This window comes from Actinophytocola sp. KF-1, assembly GCF_054661535.1.
Genome location: NZ_BAAFVK010000006.1, coordinates 114885 through 133204, shown reverse-complemented (window position 1 = coordinate 133204; position 18320 = coordinate 114885). Strand labels below are relative to the sequence as shown.

Sequence of the window (18320 nt, the reverse complement as noted above, 5' to 3'; positions counted from 1 at the left end):
ATGGACGTGGTGCGACTCACCGAAGTGCGGAAGACCTACGGCGGCCGCCGCAACGCGGTGACCGCCCTCGACGGCGTCACCATCGGCTTCCCCAAGGCCACGTTCACGGCCGTCATGGGCCCGTCCGGGTCCGGCAAGAGCACCTTCCTGCACTGCGCCGCCGGGCTCGACCGCCCGACCAGCGGCTCCGTGCTGCTCGAGGACGAGGAGCTGTCGAAGCTCTCCGAGGTCGAGCTGACCAAGCTGCGCCGCGACCGCGTCGGGTTCGTCTTCCAGGCCTTCAACCTGCTGCCCGCGTTCTCCGTGCAGGACAACGTGACGCTGCCGCTGCGCCTCGCGGGCAAGCGGATCAAGGGCGAGGCCGTCGACCGGGTGCTCCAGCAGGTCGGCCTCGGTGAGCGCCGCAAGCACCTGCCCGGCGAGCTGTCCGGCGGCCAGCAGCAGCGCGTCGCGATCGCCCGCGCACTGATCACCCGCCCGGCCGTCATGTTCGCCGACGAGCCGACCGGCGCCCTCGACACCCGCACCGCACGCGAGGTGCTGAACCTGCTGCGCGCGTCCGTCGACCAGGCCGGTCAGACGGTCGTCATGGTGACCCACGACCCGGTCGCCGCGGCCTACGCCGACCGGGTCGTGTTCCTCGCCGACGGCAGGCTCGTCGGCGAACTGCACCGCCCGACCGCCGAGGCCGTCGCCGAGCGCATGACCCACCTCGGCGCGTGGGGCGAGCAGCCCGCGGGGGTGCGGTGATGCTGCGGATCGCGTTGCGGACGCTGCGGTTCCGCAAGGGCGCGTTCGTCGCGACGTTCCTCGCGATGACGTTCGGCGCCGTGCTGGTCCTCGCCTGCGCCGGGCTGATGGAGACGGGCATCCGGGGCGACATCCCGGCGCAGCGGCTGGCGGCCGCGCCGTTCGTGGTGACCGGCAGCCAGACGTGGGCGCTGCCGAAGGAGAACCCCGCCGACCCGGAGGAGGACAGCGACGCCGCGTACCTGCCGGAACGCGTGCGGCTGTCCGACGACCTGGTCGACGAGGTGTCGCGGGTGCCGGGGGTGGCGACCGCGGTGGGGGAGACGTCGGTGCCGGTGCTGGCCGGCGGGCAGCGGACCGACGGGTACGGATGGGCGTCAGCGGCGCTGACACCGGTGTCGCTCGTGTCGGGGGAGGCGCCCGCGACGGGTGAGGTCGTGCTCGGCCAGGGGGCGGGCGCGGCGGTCGGCGAGCGGGTCGAACTGGTCGTGCGGGGGAGCGCGGAGACGTTCACGGTGTCGGGCCTGGTGCCCGGGCAGGCCGTGTACTTCGCCGACGACCAGGTCACCCGGCTCGCCGGTCACCCCGGCACCGTCGACCTGATCGGCGTGCTCACCGCGCCCGGCGCCGACATGGCCGCGGTCGCCGACGGCATCGGCACGCTGCTCCCCGGCCGGAACGCGACGCTGCTGTCCGGGGAGGACCGCGGGTTCGCCGAGTTCGCGGGCTCCGAGAAGGCCAGCGAGAACCTGATCGTGCTGTCCGCGGTGTTCGGCGGGCTCGCTACCATGGTCATGCTGTTCGTGGTGTCCACGACGCTGGGCCTGTCCATCCAGCAGCGGCAGCGCGAGCTCGCGCTCCTGCGGGCGGTCGGCACCACGCCGGGCCAGCTGCGGCGCATGGTGATCGGCGAGGCGCTGTTCATGGCGGTGTTCGCGGCCGGGCTCGGCCTGCTGCTCGGCGGCGTGTTCGGCGAATGGCTGTTCGAGCGGCTCGCGGACAACGGGATCGTGCCCACGGCCATGACTCACTCGTCCGGGTGGATCCCGATGGTCGTCGCGTCCGGCGCGGTGCTGATCGGGTCGTTCTTCGGCGCGCTCATCGCCGGCCGCAAGGCGGCGAAGACCCGTCCGACCGAGGCGCTCGCGGACGCCGCGATCCAGCGGAAGTGGCTGTCGTGGGTGCGGGTCGTGCTGGCGGTGCTCGCGTTCGGCGGCGGGATCGCGCTGTTCATCGTGACCGTCGCGGTCATGACCGGACCCATCGCGGCCAGCACCGCGGGCCCGTCGGTGATGCTGTGGGCCATCGCGCTCGCGCTGGTGTCGCCGGGTGTCACGAAGGTGTTGCTGGCGGTCCTGCGCTGGCCGGTGCGTGCCTTCGCGGGCACCGCGGGTTACCTGGCGACGCTGTCGACGAAGACCCGCTCGGTGCGGGTCGCGGCCGTCGTCACGCCGATCATGCTGGCCACCGGCATCGCCACCGCCAACATCTACCTGCAGACCACGACCGTCGCGGTCGCCAACGAGGCGTTCGCCGACAACCTGCGGGCCGACCTCGTGGTGACGTCGCCGACCGGCATCCCGTCCGGCGTGCTCGACGAGGTCAGCGCCGTGCCGGGCGTGACGGCCGCGTCGGAGTTCGCCACCAGCACGGTGTTCGTGGCGAAGCCGTACGACTCGTCGCTGTCCGAGGACGGCTGGTCCGTCCAGGGCGTCACCGGCGGGACGGCCGCCGAGACCACCGCGGTCCGGCCCAGCGCGGGCACGCTCGCCGACCTGACCGGCGACACGGTCGTGCTGCCGGAAGCGCACGCCGCCGACCTGGGCAAGGGCGTCGGCGACACGATCACCGTGCTCATGGGTGACCGTGCCGAGGTGCCGGTGGAGATCGTCGCGCTGTATCCGGCGCGGGAGGGCTTCGAGACGCTGCTCATGCCCGCGTCGCTGGTGGCCGCGCACACCACCGACGGTCTGCCGAAGCAGATCATGATCCGCACCGACGACCCGGCCGCGGTGACGGCCGCGCTCGAGCCGGTGCTGGGCGACCACCCCGGCCTGTCGCTGGTGGACCGCGACGCGCTCCTGTCCGGCCACGCGAAGGACCAGGAACTCGGCGCGTGGATCAACTACCTGATGGCGGGCATGATCATCGCCTACACCGCGATCTCCGTGGTGAACAGCCTGGTCATGTCCACCGGCGCCCGCCGCCGCGAGTTCGGGCTGCAGCGGCTCACCGGCTCCACCCGCGGCCAGGTGCTGCGCATGATGACGGTCGAGGCAGGCATGTCGACGGTCATCGGCGTCGCGCTCGGCACCCTGATCGCGGGCATGACCCTCATGCCGTTCACCCTGGTCACGGACGGCTCGATCCTGCCGACCGGCCCGATCGGGGTCTACCTGGGCGTCGTCGGCGCGGCCGCGCTGCTCACCTTCGGCGCCACGCTCCTGTCCACCTGGGCAGGGCTGCGGACCCGGCCGGCGGAGGCGGCTGTCGCACCCGCCTGACGCGGCCGAAGCACTGCGGGCGGTCCCACCGGGGCCGCCCGCAGTCGCGTTACCGTGCGACGTGGACTTCCTCGACGCGACCCGGCGTGCCTACGACGCCACCGCCGACGACTACGCCGAGTGGATCCGCGACGAACTGGCCGCCAAGCCGTTCGACCGGGCCGTGCTCGCGGTGTTCGCCGAACTGGTGCGCGGCCCCGTCGCCGACGTCGGCTGCGGCACCGGCCGCATCACCGCCCACCTGGCCGGCCTCGGCGTCGACGTGTCCGGAGTGGACCTGTCACCCGGCATGCTCGCCGCCGCCCGCCGCAGCCACCCGCACCTCACGTTCACCGAAGCCGCCATGACCGCGCTGCCGATCGACGACCACACCCTCGGCGGCGTGGTGGCCTGGTACTCGACCATCCACGTCCCCGACACCCACCTCCCCGCCGCGCTGGCCGAGTTCCACCGCGTCCTGCGCCCGGGCGGCCTGCTGCAGCTGGCGTTCCAGTCCGGCACCGGCGCCGAGCACCGCACGAACGCGGGCGGCCACGAGGTCTCGCTGACCTTCCACCACCGCACCCCCGAGGCGATGGCGGACCTGTTGCGCGACAGCGGCTTCACCGTCCGGGCACGGCTCCTCCGCGCCCCCGACACGGTCGGGCCGTACCCGGAGAAAACCCCGCAGGCCTACGTTCTAGCCTTCGCGCATGGCTGAGAGACCCACCGACGTGTGGCGTGCGGACGTGGCGGAGAACCCGGACGACGCCGAGCTGTACCCCGAGACCATGATCCTCCGCACCGACGAGGTGCTCACCGAGTTCGAGGTCGAGGTCGCCGAGTTCGACGACCCGTCCGACGAGGAGGTGCTCGCCGCCGTCGAGAACGTGGTGCTCGCGCTGAACGCCGTCAACGAGGAGTTCGACGAGACGGCGTACGAGACCGACGAACGCGAGCTGCTCTGCGCCTACATCGACGCCACGCTCGTCGAGGCGGGCATCGACGTGGCCGCGCTCGCGGGCCGCCAGGGCATCGACCGGAACGAGATCACGGACAAGTGGCGCGACTGGTGATCAACGCTGCGGGCGGCGGGCGAACCACGCCACCGCCTGCGTGCGCCGCTCCATGCCGAGCTTCGCGAGCACGGACGTCACGTAGTTCTTGACCGTCTTCTCGGCCAGGAACAGCCGCTCCGCGATCTCCCGGTTCGACAGGCCCTCACCCATCAGCTCCAGCACCGCGCGCTCCCGCTCGGTCAGCGCCGCGAGGTCGTCGGTCGCCGCCTCGCGGCGCACGCGGTCCAGCACACGGGCCGTCGTCACCGGGTCGAGCAGCGACCGGCCCGCCGCCACCTCGCGCACCGCGTCCACCAGGTCCTGCCCGCGCACCTGCTTCAGCAGGTACCCGGACGCGCCGGCCATGATCGCCTCCATCAGGGCCCGCTCGTCGTCGAACGCGGTCAGCACCAGGCAGCGCGGCGGCGGGTCGAGCTGCCGCAGCTCACGGCACAGCGCCACACCGTCCCCGTCCGGCAGCCGCACGTCGACCACCACCACGTCCGGCAGCGTCGCGCCGACACGCACCAGCGCCTCCTCGACGCCACCGGCCTCGGCCACCACCTCGATGCCGGGTTCGCCGTCGAGCAGGTCGCGCAGCCCACGGCGCACCACCTCGTGGTCGTCGACGAGCGCCACCCTCACGGCCATGCCGCCAGACTATTGCGTCGCCGCCCCCAGCAGTGCCCTGAGCTTCCCGATCGCCCACCGGTTGCCGTTCAGGCGGACCTCGTCGTCGCCCGCGCGCCGCCACACCCACCGCAGCACCGCGCCCGGGTCCCCGACGACCGCGGCCTCCGCGTCCGACTCGCCGCGCTCGACGGTGACCGTCTCCGGCCCGAGCTGCACCTGCCAGCCCGCGCCCTCGGTCGCGATCTGCACGGTCCGCCCGTCGCAGTCGGCGAGGTACTCGGCGATCTCGTCCGGGTCCTCCTCCGACGCGTACGCCAGGAAGCACGCCACCAGCTCGTCGATGCCGTCCACCGCGAGGTCGGCCGGGATCGGGTCGTGCTCGGCGCCTGCCGCCAGCTCCGCGTCCAGCCGGTGGATCACGGTCTCGTGCGCCATGCGACGTAACCAGAACCCGACGGTCTGGTCGTGCGCGTACCAGGTCAGGGCCTTGTCGGTGACGTCACGCGCGGTGAGCTCCGCCACGAGCCCCCGGTAGGCGTCGTCGAGCGCGGGCAGCACGTCCGGTAACTCCGGCGGCCACGGCGCGGGCCAGGCGCCCCGCCGCATGGTCTCCGTCTTGTGCAGGTACACCTCGGCCACGTGCCGCGCGAGGTCGGCGCCGGTCCAGCCGGGGCAGGACGGCACCGGCGCGTCCAGGGCACCCTCGACCACCGCACGCAGGCGCGTGAAGTCGGCCGCCAGGCACTCCAGGAATCTGTCCTTGTCCACGGCTGACACCCAACCACGGACCACCGACAATCAGAGCTTGCGGAGCCTGACGCGGCTGATCCGGTGGTCGGCGTTCTTCCGCAGCACCAGCGACGCCCTCGGCCGCGTCGGCAGGATGTTCCGCACCAGGTTCGGCTCGTTGATCGTCTTCCACAGGCGGGCGGCCTCGCCGCGGGCCTCGTCGTCGCTCAGCCCGGCGTAGTGGTGGAAGTGCGAGTCCGGGTCGGCGAACGCCGTGTCCCGCAGCGTGAGGAACCGCTCCACGTACCAGCGGGCGATGTCCTCGGTGTGCGCGTCCACGTAGATCGAGAAGTCGAACAGGTCCGCGACCGTGAGCCCCTGGCCCGGCAGCAGCACGTTCAGGCCCTCGATGATCAGGATGTCCGGTTTGCGGACCACCTGCGTCTCCCCGGGCACGATGTCGTACGCGAGGTGCGAGTACACGGGCGCGTGCACCTCGGGCGACCCCGACTTCACGTCCGACACGAACCGCAGCAGGCTGCGCCGGTCGTAGCTCTCCGGGAAGCCCTTGCGGCTCATCATGCCGCGCCGGATCAGGTCCGCCTTCGGCCACAGGAACCCGTCGGTCGTGACCAGGTCCACGTGCGGGTGGTCCGGCCAGCGCGCCAGCAACGTGCGCAGCAGGCGGGACGTCGTCGACTTGCCGACCGCCACGCTGCCCGCGATCCCGATCACGAACGGCACCCGCTGCGCCCGCTCGCCCAGGAACGACGTGGTGTCGGCGTAGAGCCGCTGGTGCGCGGCCACCCGCAGGCTGATCAGGCGGGACAGCGGCAGGTAGACGTCGACGACCTCGTCCAGGTCGACGGGGTCGCCGAGGCCGCGGAGGCGCACCAGCTCGTCGAGGGTCAGGGTCAGCGGGGTGGCACGCCTCAGCTCACGCCACTGCTCGCGCCGCAGCTCCACGTAGGGGCTGAGGTCGCGGGTCTTCACCGCCACGTCAACAAACGTTAGGTGTTCCTGGCACTGTGGGCACTGTGACGCACTACACGCTGCGGCCGCTCACCCCGGCCGACCGGGCTGTCGTGGCGCCGATCCTGGTCCGCGAATGGGGTGCCACCGAGGTCGTGGCCCTGTCGCTGGGCGGGCTCGTCGACGCGGCCGCGCTGCCCGGCTGGCTGGCCGAGCGAGACGGTGAGGTGGTGGGCCTGCTCACGTACCTGGTCCACGACGGGGTCGCCGAGCTGGTCACCATCAACGCGTTCACGGGCGGCGGCGTCGGCGCGGCACTGCTCGCCGAGCTCGTCGAGCACTGCCGAGGGGCGGGCGTGCGGACCATCCGCCTGACCACCACCAACGACAACACCGGGGCGCTGCGCTTCTACCAGCGCGCCGGCTTCCGGCTGACCGCCCTGCACGTCGGCGCCGTCGCGGAGGCGCGGAGGCGCAAACCGGAAATCCCCGAGATCGGCAACGACGGCATTCCCATCCGCGACGAAATCGAACTGACCATGGAATTGCAATAACTGCATGAGTCGACCGGAGAAAAGGGAGCCGCGAGGGCTCCCCTTTCTCAGCAGTTGACCAATTCCGGACTCTGGTTCAGCAGTTGCGCGCGCGGGCTCGTGAACTCCGCGTACGCGGCGTGCGCGGCCGGGTCGAACAGCGCCAGCCGGTGGCAGTTCTGGAACGCGAGGCGCACGTTGAAGTGCCGCTCCACCGCGGCGCGCATCGCGTCGCTGCCGACCAGGCGCAGGAGCTGACCACGGGACTGCTCGTCCGGCGGCTCCTTCTGGTTGTCGGCGAAGGGACCGCCGCCGGCCGAGAGCCGCTCCGCCACGTCGGTGACGACCGACCACGCGTAGGGCAGCGAATCACGGATGCAGGCGATGAAATCGTCGTCGGACACCGGGCCCTGCTGGGCTTTCTCCAACAGGTCGGCGGGCACCGTTAACGACATTCGACCTCCTAGGTGGGAAATTGCGGTCGCCACCCACTTAACCCGCAGTGCCCGATTTTGGCGAGCCACCCAAAGTGTGAACTTGCGGCACGTATTTCGTCACCGTCAGGCACGGTGTCCGGTAGGACGGAGCAGCGGCCGGTGCAACTCCACGGCGGCCCCGCCGTGCCTCTCGTGCGCCGCCCGCGACACGTCCGCCCAGTCCAGCCCGCCGTTCCCCACCGCGAGGGCGGGCAGCGCGACGAGTCAAGTCCCCGGCTCACGGATCACCCACACGAGGCCGGGCCGAAGAGGATCGCGGTTCGTCACCGATCCGGTCCGCGCGGGGCGAGCACCTCGTCCCACGCGGCCATCACCTGGCGGGCGCACACCTCGGGCGGCACGCCGCCGATCCCGGTGCCCAGGCCCGGCATGGCGATGGTCGACACCACCGACCGCACCGGCCGGTCGTCGTCCAGCCTGCCGTCGCGCCACATCCGGAACACCGCGCGCGCCGCGAGGTACGGGTGCACGGTGTCCTGCGGCAGGCGCTCGCCCGGCTCCCGCATCGTCGGCGCGCTGATCAGCCACGCGGGCGCGGCCACGTCGGTCGGCACGATCACCGCCTGGCCCACCGGCAGCTCCCCGCCGTGGTAGGCGAGCACGGCGCTGCGCACGTGCTGTTCGATCGCCGGGAACGCGTGCGTGTACACCGAGTCGATACCGCCGCGCATCCACCCGTACGAGTTAGCCGGGCTCACCACCGCGTCCGCGGGCACGTCGAGCGTCGAGCCGCGGTGCGTGTACACCTCGCGCCGACCGTCCGCCGCCGCCTCCCACGCCGCTGCCAGGGCGTCGTCGACGGCGCACAGGACGAGGCGAAGCGGTTCCCCTGTCCCGGTCCCCGCTTGCGAAGCCTTTTCAGCGGCGGTCACGGGTTTCAGCATGGCACTTCGGAGGCACCGGGCGTAACCGCCAACCGCGAACTCAGTCCCCCTGGCAGGTTAAGTCTCCGTGCACCCGATCGGGCATGCCAGCAACGCAGAGCAGCGGGGCTAGGGTGGGTTTCGTGCCGAGCATCGCGTACTTCGGACCGCAGGGGACCTTCTCCGAGCAGGCCGCGCTGGCGGCGAACCGCCCGGACCACACGCTCGTGCCGGAGGCGACCGTGCCGGAGGCGCTCGCCGCGGTCCGGCACGGCCACGCCGACCTCGCGTGCGTGCCGGTGGAGAACTCCGTCGAGGGCGCGGTGTCCGCCACCATGGACGCGCTCGCCGTCGACGAGCCGCTGGTGGCGATCGCCGAGGTCGTGCTTCCCGTCAAGTTCTCCCTGCTCGCCCGGCCCGGCACGGACCTCGGCGACATCCGGTCCGTCGCCAGCCACCCGCACGCCCTCGCGCAGGTCCAGGGCTGGCTCGCGAAGCACCTCAGCCACGCCACGCAGCTCGCGTCCACCTCCACGGCGGCCGCGGCGGTCGGCGTGCTGGACGGCCAGTGCGACGCCGCCATCACCGCGCCCGTCGCCGCCGACCACTACGACCTCGACATGCTCGAGACGGGCATCGCGGACGTCGACGACGCGGTCACCCGCTTCCTCGTGCTGCAGCGCCCCGGCGTGCTGCCCGCCCCGACCGGCTCGGACCGCACGTCGATCGTCGCCGTCGCCGCCTACCAGCGCACCGGCGTGCTCGCCGAGATGCTCACCGAGCTGGCGCTGCGCGGCATCAACCTCAGCCGCATCGAGTCCCGCCCCATGAAGGGCCGCCTCGGCGAGTACCGCTTCTACCTGGACTTCGACGGGCACGTCGCGGAGCAGCGGGTCGCCGACGCGCTCGCCGCGCTGCACCGCCGCTGCCACGAGGTCCGCTTCCTCGGCTCCTACCCGAAGGCCGACGGCACGCCGACGCTGGCGGGCGCGGACAACACCGACGCCGACTACGCGGCCGCCGCGAGCTGGGTCACCGGGGTGCGCGAGGGCCGCACCGGCTAGACGTCCCCGCAGAGCCCCTCGTCGCCCATAAACCGGGCGAAATTGTCGGTGCTCCGGTCTACAGTGCGCCCCGTCACACGACGAATGGGGGAGGCGCATGCCGACCGACGCCGCCGTCCGGGCGGAAGCGCTGGTGAAGACCTTCGGGTCCACCCGCGCGCTCGACGGTATCGACCTGGAGATACCGACCGGCACCGTGCTGGGCCTGCTCGGCCCGAACGGCGCGGGCAAGACAACGGCCGTACGGATCCTCACCACCCTGTTGCGCCCCGACTCCGGCCGTGCCTGGGTGGCGGGGCACGACGTGCTGGCCGAACCGAACAAGGTGCGCAAGTCGATCGGGCTGTCCGGCCAGTACGCGGCCGTCGACGAGAACCTGACCGGCTTCGAGAACCTGTACATGGTCGGCCGGCTCTACGGCATGAACAAGGCGGACGCCCGCGCCCGCGCCGACGAGCTGATCAGCCGGTTCCGGCTGACCGACGCGGCGGCCCGGCCCGCGAAGACGTACTCGGGCGGCATGCGAAGGCGCCTCGACCTCGCGGGGGCGCTCGTGGCCGCCCCGCAGGTCGTGCTGCTCGACGAGCCGACCACGGGCCTCGACCCGCGCGGGCGGCTGGACACGTGGGAGGTCATCGGCGAGCTGGTGTCCGACGGCACGACCGTGCTCCTGACCACGCAGTACCTGGAGGAAGCCGACCAGCTGGCCGACACGATCCTCGTGATCGACCACGGCAAGGTCATCGCGAGCGGCACCGCCGACCAGCTCAAGGCGGAGGTCGGCGGCGAACGGCTGGACGTCGTGGTCGCCGACGACGCCGAGGTGGCGGTCGCCAAGCGGGTGCTGACCGAGGTCGGCTCGGCCGAACCGGTCGTCGACGAGCACGGCAGGCGCGTGCAGGTGCTGGTCGACGCGGGACCGAAGTCGCTGGTGGAGGCCCTGCGGCGGCTGGACGTCGAGGGCGTGACCGTGCTCGACGTCGCCCTGCACCGGCCGACGCTCGACGACGTGTTCCTGTCGCTCACCGGCCACGCGACGGAGGAGCCATGACTGTCCTGACGCAAGGCCTGCGCGACGGCGGCATCGTCGCGTGGCGCAACCTGCTGAACGTCCGCCGCAACACCGAGTGGCTGATGGCCGCGGTCGTGCAGCCGATCATGTTCGTGCTGCTGTTCGCGTACGTGTTCGGGGGCGCGCTCGGCGGCGCGCAGTACCGCGAGTTCCTGATCGCGGGCATCTTCGTGCAGACCATCTCGTTCAACTCGGCGTTCACCGTGATCGGCCTGTGCAACGACCTGCAGAAGGGCATCATCGACCGGTTCCGGTCGTTACCCATGTCCCGGCTCGCGGTGCTGCTGGGCAGGACGACGTCCGATCTGGTGGTGTCGTCGCTGGCGCTGCTGATCATGTCGCTGTGCGGGCTGCTGGTGGGCTGGCGGATCCGCGGCAGCTTCCTCGACGCGGTGCTGGCGTACCTGGTGCTGCTGCTGTTCGGGTTCGCGATGTCGTGGATCGGCGCGCTGATCGGGTTGTCGGCGCCGAGTGTCGAGGTGGCGCAGAGCGCGGGCCTGATGTGGCTGTTCCCGCTGTCGTTCATCTCGTCGGCGTTCGTCGGCGCGGGCACGATGCCGGGGCCGTTGCGGGTGATCGCGGAGTGGAACCCGTTCACGGCGGTGATCCAGTCGGTGCGCGACCTGTTCGGCAACCAGGCGCCGCCGAACATGGTGCCGCCGCCGGGCTGGCCCGCAGACAACGCGGTGCTCTACGCGCTGCTGTCGTCGGTCGTGATCCTGGCCGTGTTCATCCCGCTGTCGGTCGCGAAGTACCGGAGGGTGGCGAGCAAGTAGGCACGCGCGGCAACTGGAAGCCGAAGTGTTTCTCGTACGCCGCGAGGAGTTCGTCCTCGGCGAGCGTGGTCTCCGTCCGTACACCGTGGACGGTCTCGATGAGACGGTCGCCGCGGATGGTGACGCGCCCCGACTCGGTGGCACGTGAGCACCGGGGCCCGGAGCGGAAGTGTGAGCCGGGCGAGTTCGCGTGCCACCACGCGAGGCGGGCGAAGTCGGTGATCCGGCGCGGCCGCAGTTCGGCGCGGTACTGGGGGACGCCGTCCTGGCGCACGTCGACGTCGCCGCCGGGTGCGTCGAGGACGAGGAACGAACCGGCGGGGTCCTCCTGCGCCTCCGGCCAGTCGAGGCGCAGCGGGTAGACCGCGTGCGCGCCGAACCCGACGTCGACGAGGTACCGCTCGTCCAGCTCGACGAGCAGCGCGAGGTGGTCGAAGGCGGGCGTGAGCGTGCCGTCATCGCCGAACACGGACGCGCCGAGCAGGCGCACGTCGTACCCGAGCGCGGTCAGCAGCGCGGCGAACGCCCCGTTGAGCTCGTAGCAGAACCCGCCCCGCCGCCCGCGGACGATCTTGTCGACGAGCGCGTCCTCGTCGAGGCTGACCGGCTCGCCGAGCACGATCGACAGGTTCTCGAACGGCACGGCCTCGACGTGCCGCCGGTGCAGTTCCCTCAGTGCGGCGGCGTCCGGCGCGGCGGGCCGCCGTGCGCCGATCCTGGCGAGGTAGCGGTCAGCGGTGTCGACGTCCATGAGTACACAGTGACCGCTCCACCTAGGTCGAGGTCAAGCAGAAAACTTTCCTCCAACTGACCAGTTTCACCGAAATACTTGACGGATCCCTGATGCTCGGCGCTAATGGATATTGTCGGACCGAGGGATGGATTCGTAACAACCGGGAAACGGTGAGAGGTGCTCCGGATGACCTGATGACCCGTCGGCGCTGCCGGGTCGACCTGCCGTAGCGCCATGCCGTTGTCCCTGGGGTTGGACGGCATGCTGGCAGGAGGTGCAGGGCATCATGAACACGTTTCTGATCGCGCTGGGGTGCGTACTCGTTCTGGTTTTCGTCACGAGGTTCGTGGCGGGGAAGCGGCGCACCCGCGAGCTGGACCGGGATTTCTCCCTGGAACTGGCATGCGGCCGCTCCCGGGCCCTGCTGACCGCCGCGACCGCGGCCAGGGGCGTGCTGTGGGAGGTCGAGTTCACCGACAACGGCCTGCGCACGAAGCACATCCACGCCCGCAACGTCATCCACGTATCGATCTCCGAGCTGCCGGACCGCACCGGCCGCAGCGTCGCCAAGGTGTGGACCCGCTACGCCCTGACCGACGCGGCGATCATCCAACGACCGCGCTCGTACACCGACACCCGCCGCAAGCGCGACAAGATCATTCGAGCGCTGACCACGCATGCGAGTTCACGTACTCGCGACGCGCGTATCCGGTGACCGGACTCCCGGTTCCGTTTCGGCGGGGGGCGGGTTGTCCACAGGTGGGGTGATTGTCCACAGGCAAGATCGACTTCCGTCCCCCTGTCGGTGGTCACCGGTAGACTGGACAGCGGGGTGCCCCCGGGAGTGGTGGGGGCTGTCCGTACGTACTGGGCGGGGGCGTTTTCGCAGGTCAGTGCCGTTGTGGCGGTCTGTGTTCCCGGGTTTGGTGGTTGGCCTTGCGCGGGGTTCCCTCCGGGGGGTCCTCGCCGGACGGGCTGGTCTCCGGGATGGCAGCGGGTCTTGCACGGGGTTGGTTTGGCAAGGACTGGTTTCCGGGGTCTGCCTGCCATCCCGTCGACCTTCCGGAGGGCTATCACACCGCGTCAAGGGGTCCGGGTGGCTTGGGTATGGGGTTGGGTCGTGCTTCCGGACCCCTTGACCCGGTGTGATCGGGCTTCGCCAGGTCGACGGGATGGCAGGCAGCAGCCCCCTTGGTGAGCTGCGCTCGGCTTGGGCGGGCGAAGCCCGCTTCGCGGGCCGGGCGCGGAGCGCCCGGTCTCTGGCGTGTTGAACGCGCCTTTCAGGATGCCGTCAACCGAGGGGTCCGCCGCGCCGCTTGTGTACGCGAAGGCGGGGGACTTTCACGCTGTGTGACGACTTGTTGTTTGTTGTTACCCACCGAGGGGTAGTTCTGGTGGGAAGCAACCCAGGGGGCGGCCGAGCGTCTTTCCTTGTAGAAGTCAGAAGAGCGTCCAGTGGTGTCGGGGCCAGGTGGAGGCGATGACCATGCTGCGAACCAGGATCAGCGCAGGCGTAATCATCAGCGGTGCGGTACTGCTGCTGGCGGCCTGCAACAGCGGTGGTGGGTCGGCCGGTTCGGGGGAACCGAACGTGCCGACGATCACCGACAGTTCGACCTCCCAGCCGGCGGAGTCCTCGCCGACCACCGAATCCAGTCCTACGAGCACCGCGCAGGCCGGGCAGCCGCCCACGTCCACCGGGCAGGGTGGGGTCACCAACAGCGCGGAATGCAAAGTGGCGGACCTCAAGCTGAGCCTTCGCGACGGGGACGCGGCCGCCGGCACCGTCTACCGCAGCCTCGTGTTCACCAACAAGGGCAGCCGCACCTGCACGATCCAGGGGTTCCCCGGTGTCTCGTACGTCGCGGGGGACGATGGGCATCAGGTCGGACCCGCCGCCTACCGGGTCGGCAAGAAGGGGCCCGCCATCACGTTGAAGCCGGGGGCCAGCGCCTCCGCTGACGTCGGGTTCGTGCAGGTCCGCAACTTCGACCCCGCCGTGTGCAAGCCGACCGACGTGCGCGGGCTGCGGGTCTACCCGCCGCACGAGTACGACTCCATGTTCGTGCCCAGTCCGGGCACCGGCTGCGCGGGCAACCCGCCCGGCAACCAGTTGACCGTCGCCACGGTCAAGGCGGGTGTGGGCGGCGCCTAGCCCTCGTCGGCCATCAGGCCGGTGCGCCACGCCCACGCGGCCACCTCGACGCGGTTGCGGGCCCCGATCTTGGCCTGCACCGCGGCGAGGTGCGTTTTGACCGTCGACAGGGACAGGTACAGCTCCGTCCCGATCTCCGTGTTCGTGAGGCCGCGGGCCGCGGCCTTCACCACGTCCAGTTCCCGTTCGGTCAGCGGCTCCGTCGTCGTTTCCCTGGGGGCCGTCGCGTTCGCCGTCGAGAAGTGCTTCAACAGGCGCACGGTGATCTGCGGGGACACCAGTGCGTCGCCGCGGTCGGCTGCTCGGACCGCTTCCAGCAGCAGCGCCGGGCCCGCGTCCTTCAACAGGAAACCGTTGGCGCCGTTGGACAACGCGGTGTGCACGTACTCGTCCAGGTCGAACGTCGTGACCACCACGACCTTCAGCGGGTCCGCGACGCCCGGGCCCGCCAGCGCCTTCGTCACCTCGAGGCCGTCCATGCCCGGCATGCGGATGTCCAGCAGGCACACGTCCGGCCGCAGCTCCCGTGCGCGCCGCACCGCCGACACCCCGTCGGCGACGTCGGCCACGACCTCGATGTCGTCCTGGGTTTCCAGGATCATGCGGAAACCCGCGCGCACCATCTCCTGATCGTCCGCGATCAGTACCCGGATCACATTCCCTCTTTCCGCAGCGGCAGCCACGCCTCGACGCTCCAGCCGACGTAACCGCTCGGCCCCGCGTCGAACCGGCCCCCGAGCAGCTCCACCCGCTCACGCATGCCGACCAGACCGTAGCCGCCCGACCCGCCCGCGGGGTTCACCGGGCGCTTCGTGCCGTCGTCCGTCACCCGGATGTGGAGGGTGTCGCTGGGGGTCTGTGCCACCAGCACGTGCACGGCGCTCGCGTCCGGGGCGTGCTTGCCGACGTTCGTCAGCGACTCCTGCACCAGCCGCAGCACCGACCGGCCGACCTCGTGCGGCAGCTCGTCCGGCAGGTTCAGTTCCAGCTCCACCGGCGGGCCGGCGAAGTTCTCGGCGAGACCGGCCAGGTCGCCCGCGAGGTCCGTCGTCGCCTGCTCGGCCATGTCGGTGTTGCCCGCGGTCCACGCGGCCGTGCCGTCGCGGAGGCTGCCGACCAGCGTGCGCATCGCCGTCAGCGCCTCGGTGCCGCTGCGTTCGATCTTCTCCAGCGCGGGCACCGCGACCGCCGGGTTCTTCTCGGCGACCATCAGCGCGGCCTGCGCCTGCACGACGATGCCGGTGACGTGGTGCGCGACCACGTCGTGCAGCTCGCGTGCCAGCGCCATCCGCTCACCCTGCTGCGCCGACGTCACCGCGGCCTGCACCGTCTGGTTCCGCTCCCGGTCCCGCGCGCGGAAGTACATGCCCGCCGCGATCGACACGAGCAGCAGGAACAGCAGGATGAACGAGAAGTTGGTGTCCGTGATGGTGCGCGGGTTCCACATGGCCATCGCCAGTGCGTTCGCCGTCGCCAGGCCCGCGGTCGCCCCCGCCGCCTGCTTCGGCTGCGCGAACCGGACCACGTACGCGACCAGCGCCATGCTCGCGGCCAGGCTCGTGAACGACACCACCGTGCCGACGCCGCGCCCGTACATCACCGAGATCAGACCGCTCGACAGCACGATGCCCGCCGCGAGCCACGTGTTCCGCAGCGGGTACTTCGGCCCGAAGAACGCGCACACGCCCGCGCCGACCGCGCCGGCCAACGGGATCAGGCCGTAGAAGCCGTTCTGGGACAGCTCAAGCAACGCGAGCACGCTGAGCGCCGCGCCGAGCGGCCACTGCTTGCGGATCAGCTCGCCCATCTCGGTCACGACCCGCTGCCGGGCGGTCCGCCGCAGGTACAGGCCGGTGCCGACGGCGGCGACCAGCAGCAGGAACCCGAGGAACAGCGACTGCAGCACGTCGGTGGGTGACACGAAGTCGATGAGCCCGGACGAATAGCCGCCGCAGAAGTAGTCCGCGCAGTACGGCTCCCGCAGGACGATCGACGCCAGGCACGACACCACCAGCGCCGTCGTGCACGCGAACGCGACCACCGGCGCCGTCCGCCACACCACCAGCACGACCAGCACGACCCCGGCGATCAGCTCGGTCAGCATGATGTTGGACAGCGCGACCGACGGCGGGTTCACGCCGAAGCCCCGCATCATCAGCGACGAGATGGTCAGCGTGAGCGCCCCGACGATCGACGCGCTCGCAGGCCGGGTCACCCCGAACCACGCGCACGCGGCGAAGATCGCCGCGCCGGGCAGCGCCAACAGCGACCGGACGCCGGCCGAGTAGCCGGTGGCGATCATGATGAAGTCGAGCAGCAGGGCGACGCCCAGCAATGTGGCCAGCCAGCGATGCGGCACCGGTTGCGGTGTCATGCGGTCAACGTAAGGCAGCGGCACGGTTCCCGCCTCGGCCGGACGGCGGGCGGAGGTCGGCCGATCGGCCAGTGGGCGGCGCCGAGGCGGTGACCGGTCGGCCGGTGGGCCGCGACTGTTCGACCGATCCGCGGGCAGGGTCTCCGGGGAGAAGCTGTGACCAGCAGGTTCACCGGAGGAGGAAGACATGCTGCAGGCGGTTCTGGTCTGGGTCGGGGCGGTACTGGCGGTCACGCTGCTGCTCGTGATGGCGCTCGGCCCGGTCATCGTGGAGGTCGACTCGTGGTGGTACGAGCGGCGGCACAACCGGAAGGCGCGCAAGGCGGCCGCGCGCAAGGCCGAGGCACACGCGGCGCAGCGGGTCCCCCAGCCGGTGGCCTAACCCACGTCCAGGACAGTGCGGACGAGCCCGGGGAAACGCTGGTCCAGCTCGTCCAGGCGCAGCGTGTTCATGCGCTGCCTGCCGTCGTCGTACTGGCGGAGGATGCCCGCGTTCCGCAGGGTCCGGAAGTGGTGGCTGAGCGTCGAGGCGGCGACCGGCAGGCCGAACGTGCCGCAGGGGCGGTCGCCCTCGGTCATGAGCAGGCGGACGATCTGCCGCCGCGTCGGGTCGGCCAGCGCCTTCAGCACCTCGTCGACCTCGACGGACTCGACGTCCGGGTGCGGAACCGGCGCCCACCGCCCGATCGGCATTCCTGAACGACCTCTCAGTTCTCTTCGACACTTAACGAAGACACTACCCGCGCTCCGAGTACGTCGAGAACCTCGGCCGAAGGTGGGATCGGGCCGCGCGGAGTTCCACCCGTCGGGCGGCGCGGACGTGGCCGTCGACAACACGCGGTTCGCGAACGGCATGCGTGGCGTGCTCATCACCATCCCGGCGCCCGTGACACCGCTTCGGTGGTGCGGGCAGCCCCCTGCAGCCGCCCGCACCACCGAAGTCATCTACCGGGTGACCGTCTTGCGCAGACGGTTGAGCGCCCGGTGCTGTGCGACGCGGACCGCGTCGGGGGTCGTGCCGACGGCGTCCGCGGTCTCCTGCGCGGACATGCCCATCACGACCCGCATCACGATGATCTCCCGCTGGCGCGGCAAGAGCGTGCGGAGCAGGTCTCCCGTCTGCTCGACAAGCTCGCGGCGCAGCGCGATCTGTTCCGGGCTCTCGTCGACGAGCACGGTGTCCGGGGTCTCCGCGGTCGGCAGCGACCGGTCCCGCGCGGCGGCGCGGTGCACGTCGGCGACCTTGTGCGCGGCGACCCCGAACACGAACGAGAGGAACGGGCGGCCGAGGTGCCGGTAGGTCGGCAGGGCGCGGAAGACCGCGATGCACACCTCCTGCGCCACGTCGTCCGCGGAGCTGATCGGGCGTACCCGGCCCAGCTTGGTGCGGCAGTACCGCACCATGATGGGTCGCAGGTAGGCGAGCAACTCGGCCATCGCCGCGGTGTCCCCCGCGGACGCGGCGGCGGCCACGTCGTCCAGGTTCCCCCTGGTTACCGGGCGTGACCACGCCGGGGCGGTCACCGGCGGCGCGGTCACGCCCGCCAGCTCGGCCTCGAGCTGGGAGAGATCAACGTCTGGCTCTGCCGTGCACAACATCGCGTGCCTCCTGTGCCCCCCGGCTGTTG

Annotated in this window: 22 protein-coding genes; 11 read left to right on the top strand and 11 right to left on the bottom strand. The window is 71.3% G+C overall.

The features are described from left to right. The 4 genes from ACYQ77_RS19360 (at window position 1) to ACYQ77_RS19345 (ending at window position 4309) form a co-directional block, all read left to right on the top strand. The gene (locus ACYQ77_RS19360; protein WP_459713222.1) at window positions 1-750 is read left to right on the top strand and encodes an ABC transporter ATP-binding protein; all 750 of its coding nucleotides are present in this window, start codon (window positions 1-3) and stop codon (window positions 748-750) included. After that, a complete protein-coding gene (locus ACYQ77_RS19355) occupies window positions 750-3254 on the top strand; it encodes an FtsX-like permease family protein (protein WP_459713220.1) in 2505 nt (834 codons plus the stop codon). Before ACYQ77_RS19360 ends, ACYQ77_RS19355 begins: the two co-directional genes overlap by 1 nt. Before the next feature lie 61 nt (window positions 3255-3315). After that, complete coding sequence (locus ACYQ77_RS19350; protein ID WP_459713218.1) at window positions 3316-3954, top strand: class I SAM-dependent DNA methyltransferase; 639 nt, start codon at window positions 3316-3318, stop codon at window positions 3952-3954. Then, a complete protein-coding gene (locus ACYQ77_RS19345) occupies window positions 3947-4309 on the top strand; it encodes a hypothetical protein (RefSeq protein WP_459713217.1) in 363 nt (120 codons plus the stop codon). The genes ACYQ77_RS19350 and ACYQ77_RS19345 overlap by 8 nt, the downstream gene beginning before the upstream one ends. On the opposite strand, the gene ACYQ77_RS19340 is transcribed toward ACYQ77_RS19345, so the two are convergent. Genes ACYQ77_RS19340 through coaA form a run of 3 tightly spaced genes read right to left on the bottom strand, consistent with a single transcriptional unit; the run spans window position 4310 to window position 6646 of the window. Further along, window positions 4310-4942, bottom strand: coding sequence for a response regulator (locus ACYQ77_RS19340; RefSeq protein WP_459713215.1), 633 nt, complete (start codon window positions 4940-4942; stop codon window positions 4310-4312). A 9-nt stretch (window positions 4943-4951) separates the two neighbouring features. Continuing rightward, window positions 4952-5692: a maleylpyruvate isomerase family mycothiol-dependent enzyme gene (locus ACYQ77_RS19335; RefSeq protein WP_459713214.1), complete on the bottom strand. Its 741-nt coding sequence runs from the start codon at window positions 5690-5692 to the stop codon at window positions 4952-4954. Window positions 5693-5722: 30 nt separating this feature from the next. Then, on the bottom strand, window positions 5723-6646 hold the full coding sequence (gene coaA / locus ACYQ77_RS19330; protein ID WP_459713955.1) for a type I pantothenate kinase: 924 nt from the start codon (window positions 6644-6646) through the stop codon (window positions 5723-5725). A 44-nt stretch (window positions 6647-6690) separates the two neighbouring features. On the opposite strand from coaA, the gene ACYQ77_RS19325 reads away from it, so the two are divergent. Continuing rightward, window positions 6691-7179 (top strand): N-acetyltransferase family protein, encoded by a 489-nt coding sequence (locus tag ACYQ77_RS19325; RefSeq protein WP_459713212.1) that lies wholly within the window; start codon window positions 6691-6693, stop codon window positions 7177-7179. 47 nt (window positions 7180-7226) lie between these two features. Here the strand turns inward: ACYQ77_RS19325 and ACYQ77_RS19320 are convergent, their stop codons facing one another. Together ACYQ77_RS19320 and ACYQ77_RS19315 are read right to left on the bottom strand one after the other, a co-directional pair. Beyond that, window positions 7227-7613 carry an SCO5389 family protein gene (locus ACYQ77_RS19320; protein ID WP_459713210.1) on the bottom strand — a complete coding sequence of 129 codons (387 nt, stop codon included), beginning with the start codon at window positions 7611-7613 and terminating at the stop codon, window positions 7227-7229. 305 nt (window positions 7614-7918) lie between these two features. Continuing rightward, a complete protein-coding gene (locus ACYQ77_RS19315) occupies window positions 7919-8539 on the bottom strand; it encodes a macro domain-containing protein (RefSeq protein WP_459713209.1) in 621 nt (206 codons plus the stop codon). A 122-nt stretch (window positions 8540-8661) separates the two neighbouring features. Here ACYQ77_RS19315 and pheA point away from each other — a divergent pair, with 122 nt between their 5' ends. The 3 genes from pheA to ACYQ77_RS19300 all read left to right on the top strand — a co-directional run bounded on the left by pheA (window position 8662) and on the right by ACYQ77_RS19300 (window position 11430). Next, a complete protein-coding gene (gene pheA / locus ACYQ77_RS19310; RefSeq protein WP_459713207.1) occupies window positions 8662-9582 on the top strand; it encodes a prephenate dehydratase in 921 nt (306 codons plus the stop codon). A gap of 97 nt (window positions 9583-9679) precedes the next feature. Next, window positions 9680-10633: an ATP-binding cassette domain-containing protein gene (locus tag ACYQ77_RS19305; RefSeq protein WP_459713206.1), complete on the top strand. Its 954-nt coding sequence runs from the start codon at window positions 9680-9682 to the stop codon at window positions 10631-10633. Beyond that, the gene (locus ACYQ77_RS19300; protein WP_459713204.1) at window positions 10630-11430 is read left to right on the top strand and encodes an ABC transporter permease; all 801 of its coding nucleotides are present in this window, start codon (window positions 10630-10632) and stop codon (window positions 11428-11430) included. Before ACYQ77_RS19305 ends, ACYQ77_RS19300 begins: the two co-directional genes overlap by 4 nt. Here ACYQ77_RS19300 and ACYQ77_RS19295 read toward each other — a convergent pair. Next, window positions 11384-12181 (bottom strand): arylamine N-acetyltransferase family protein, encoded by a 798-nt coding sequence (locus ACYQ77_RS19295; RefSeq protein WP_459713202.1) that lies wholly within the window; start codon window positions 12179-12181, stop codon window positions 11384-11386. The two genes, ACYQ77_RS19300 and ACYQ77_RS19295, sit on opposite strands and share 47 nt — an antisense overlap. 256 nt (window positions 12182-12437) lie before the next feature. On the opposite strand from ACYQ77_RS19295, the gene ACYQ77_RS19290 reads away from it, so the two are divergent. Next, window positions 12438-12878, top strand: coding sequence for a hypothetical protein (locus ACYQ77_RS19290; RefSeq protein WP_459713200.1), 441 nt, complete (start codon window positions 12438-12440; stop codon window positions 12876-12878). Between the two features lie 725 nt (window positions 12879-13603). On the opposite strand, the gene ACYQ77_RS19285 is transcribed toward ACYQ77_RS19290, so the two are convergent. Then, window positions 13604-13861: a hypothetical protein gene (locus ACYQ77_RS19285; RefSeq protein ID WP_459713198.1), complete on the bottom strand. Its 258-nt coding sequence runs from the start codon at window positions 13859-13861 to the stop codon at window positions 13604-13606. Window positions 13862-13898: 37 nt separating this feature from the next. Between ACYQ77_RS19285 and ACYQ77_RS19280 the strand changes: the two genes are divergently transcribed. Further along, window positions 13899-14318: a DUF4232 domain-containing protein gene (locus ACYQ77_RS19280; protein ID WP_459713196.1), complete on the top strand. Its 420-nt coding sequence runs from the start codon at window positions 13899-13901 to the stop codon at window positions 14316-14318. On the opposite strand, the gene ACYQ77_RS19275 is transcribed toward ACYQ77_RS19280, so the two are convergent. Continuing rightward, window positions 14315-14974 carry a response regulator gene (locus tag ACYQ77_RS19275; protein WP_396106574.1) on the bottom strand — a complete coding sequence of 220 codons (660 nt, stop codon included), beginning with the start codon at window positions 14972-14974 and terminating at the stop codon, window positions 14315-14317. The genes ACYQ77_RS19280 and ACYQ77_RS19275 overlap by 4 nt on opposite strands. Beyond that, complete coding sequence (locus ACYQ77_RS19270) at window positions 14971-16692, bottom strand: sensor histidine kinase (RefSeq protein ID WP_459713195.1); 1722 nt, start codon at window positions 16690-16692, stop codon at window positions 14971-14973. The genes ACYQ77_RS19275 and ACYQ77_RS19270 overlap by 4 nt, the downstream gene beginning before the upstream one ends. 187 nt (window positions 16693-16879) lie before the next feature. Between ACYQ77_RS19270 and ACYQ77_RS19265 the strand changes: the two genes are divergently transcribed. Further along, on the top strand, window positions 16880-17074 hold the full coding sequence (locus tag ACYQ77_RS19265) for a hypothetical protein (protein WP_459713194.1): 195 nt from the start codon (window positions 16880-16882) through the stop codon (window positions 17072-17074). On the opposite strand, the gene ACYQ77_RS19260 is transcribed toward ACYQ77_RS19265, so the two are convergent. Further along, window positions 17071-17385 carry an ArsR/SmtB family transcription factor gene (locus ACYQ77_RS19260; RefSeq protein ID WP_459713192.1) on the bottom strand — a complete coding sequence of 105 codons (315 nt, stop codon included), beginning with the start codon at window positions 17383-17385 and terminating at the stop codon, window positions 17071-17073. The two genes, ACYQ77_RS19265 and ACYQ77_RS19260, sit on opposite strands and share 4 nt — an antisense overlap. A gap of 252 nt (window positions 17386-17637) precedes the next feature. After that, window positions 17638-18291, bottom strand: coding sequence for an RNA polymerase sigma factor ShbA (gene shbA, locus ACYQ77_RS19255; RefSeq protein WP_459713190.1), 654 nt, complete (start codon window positions 18289-18291; stop codon window positions 17638-17640). Window positions 18292-18320 lie beyond the last annotated feature (29 nt).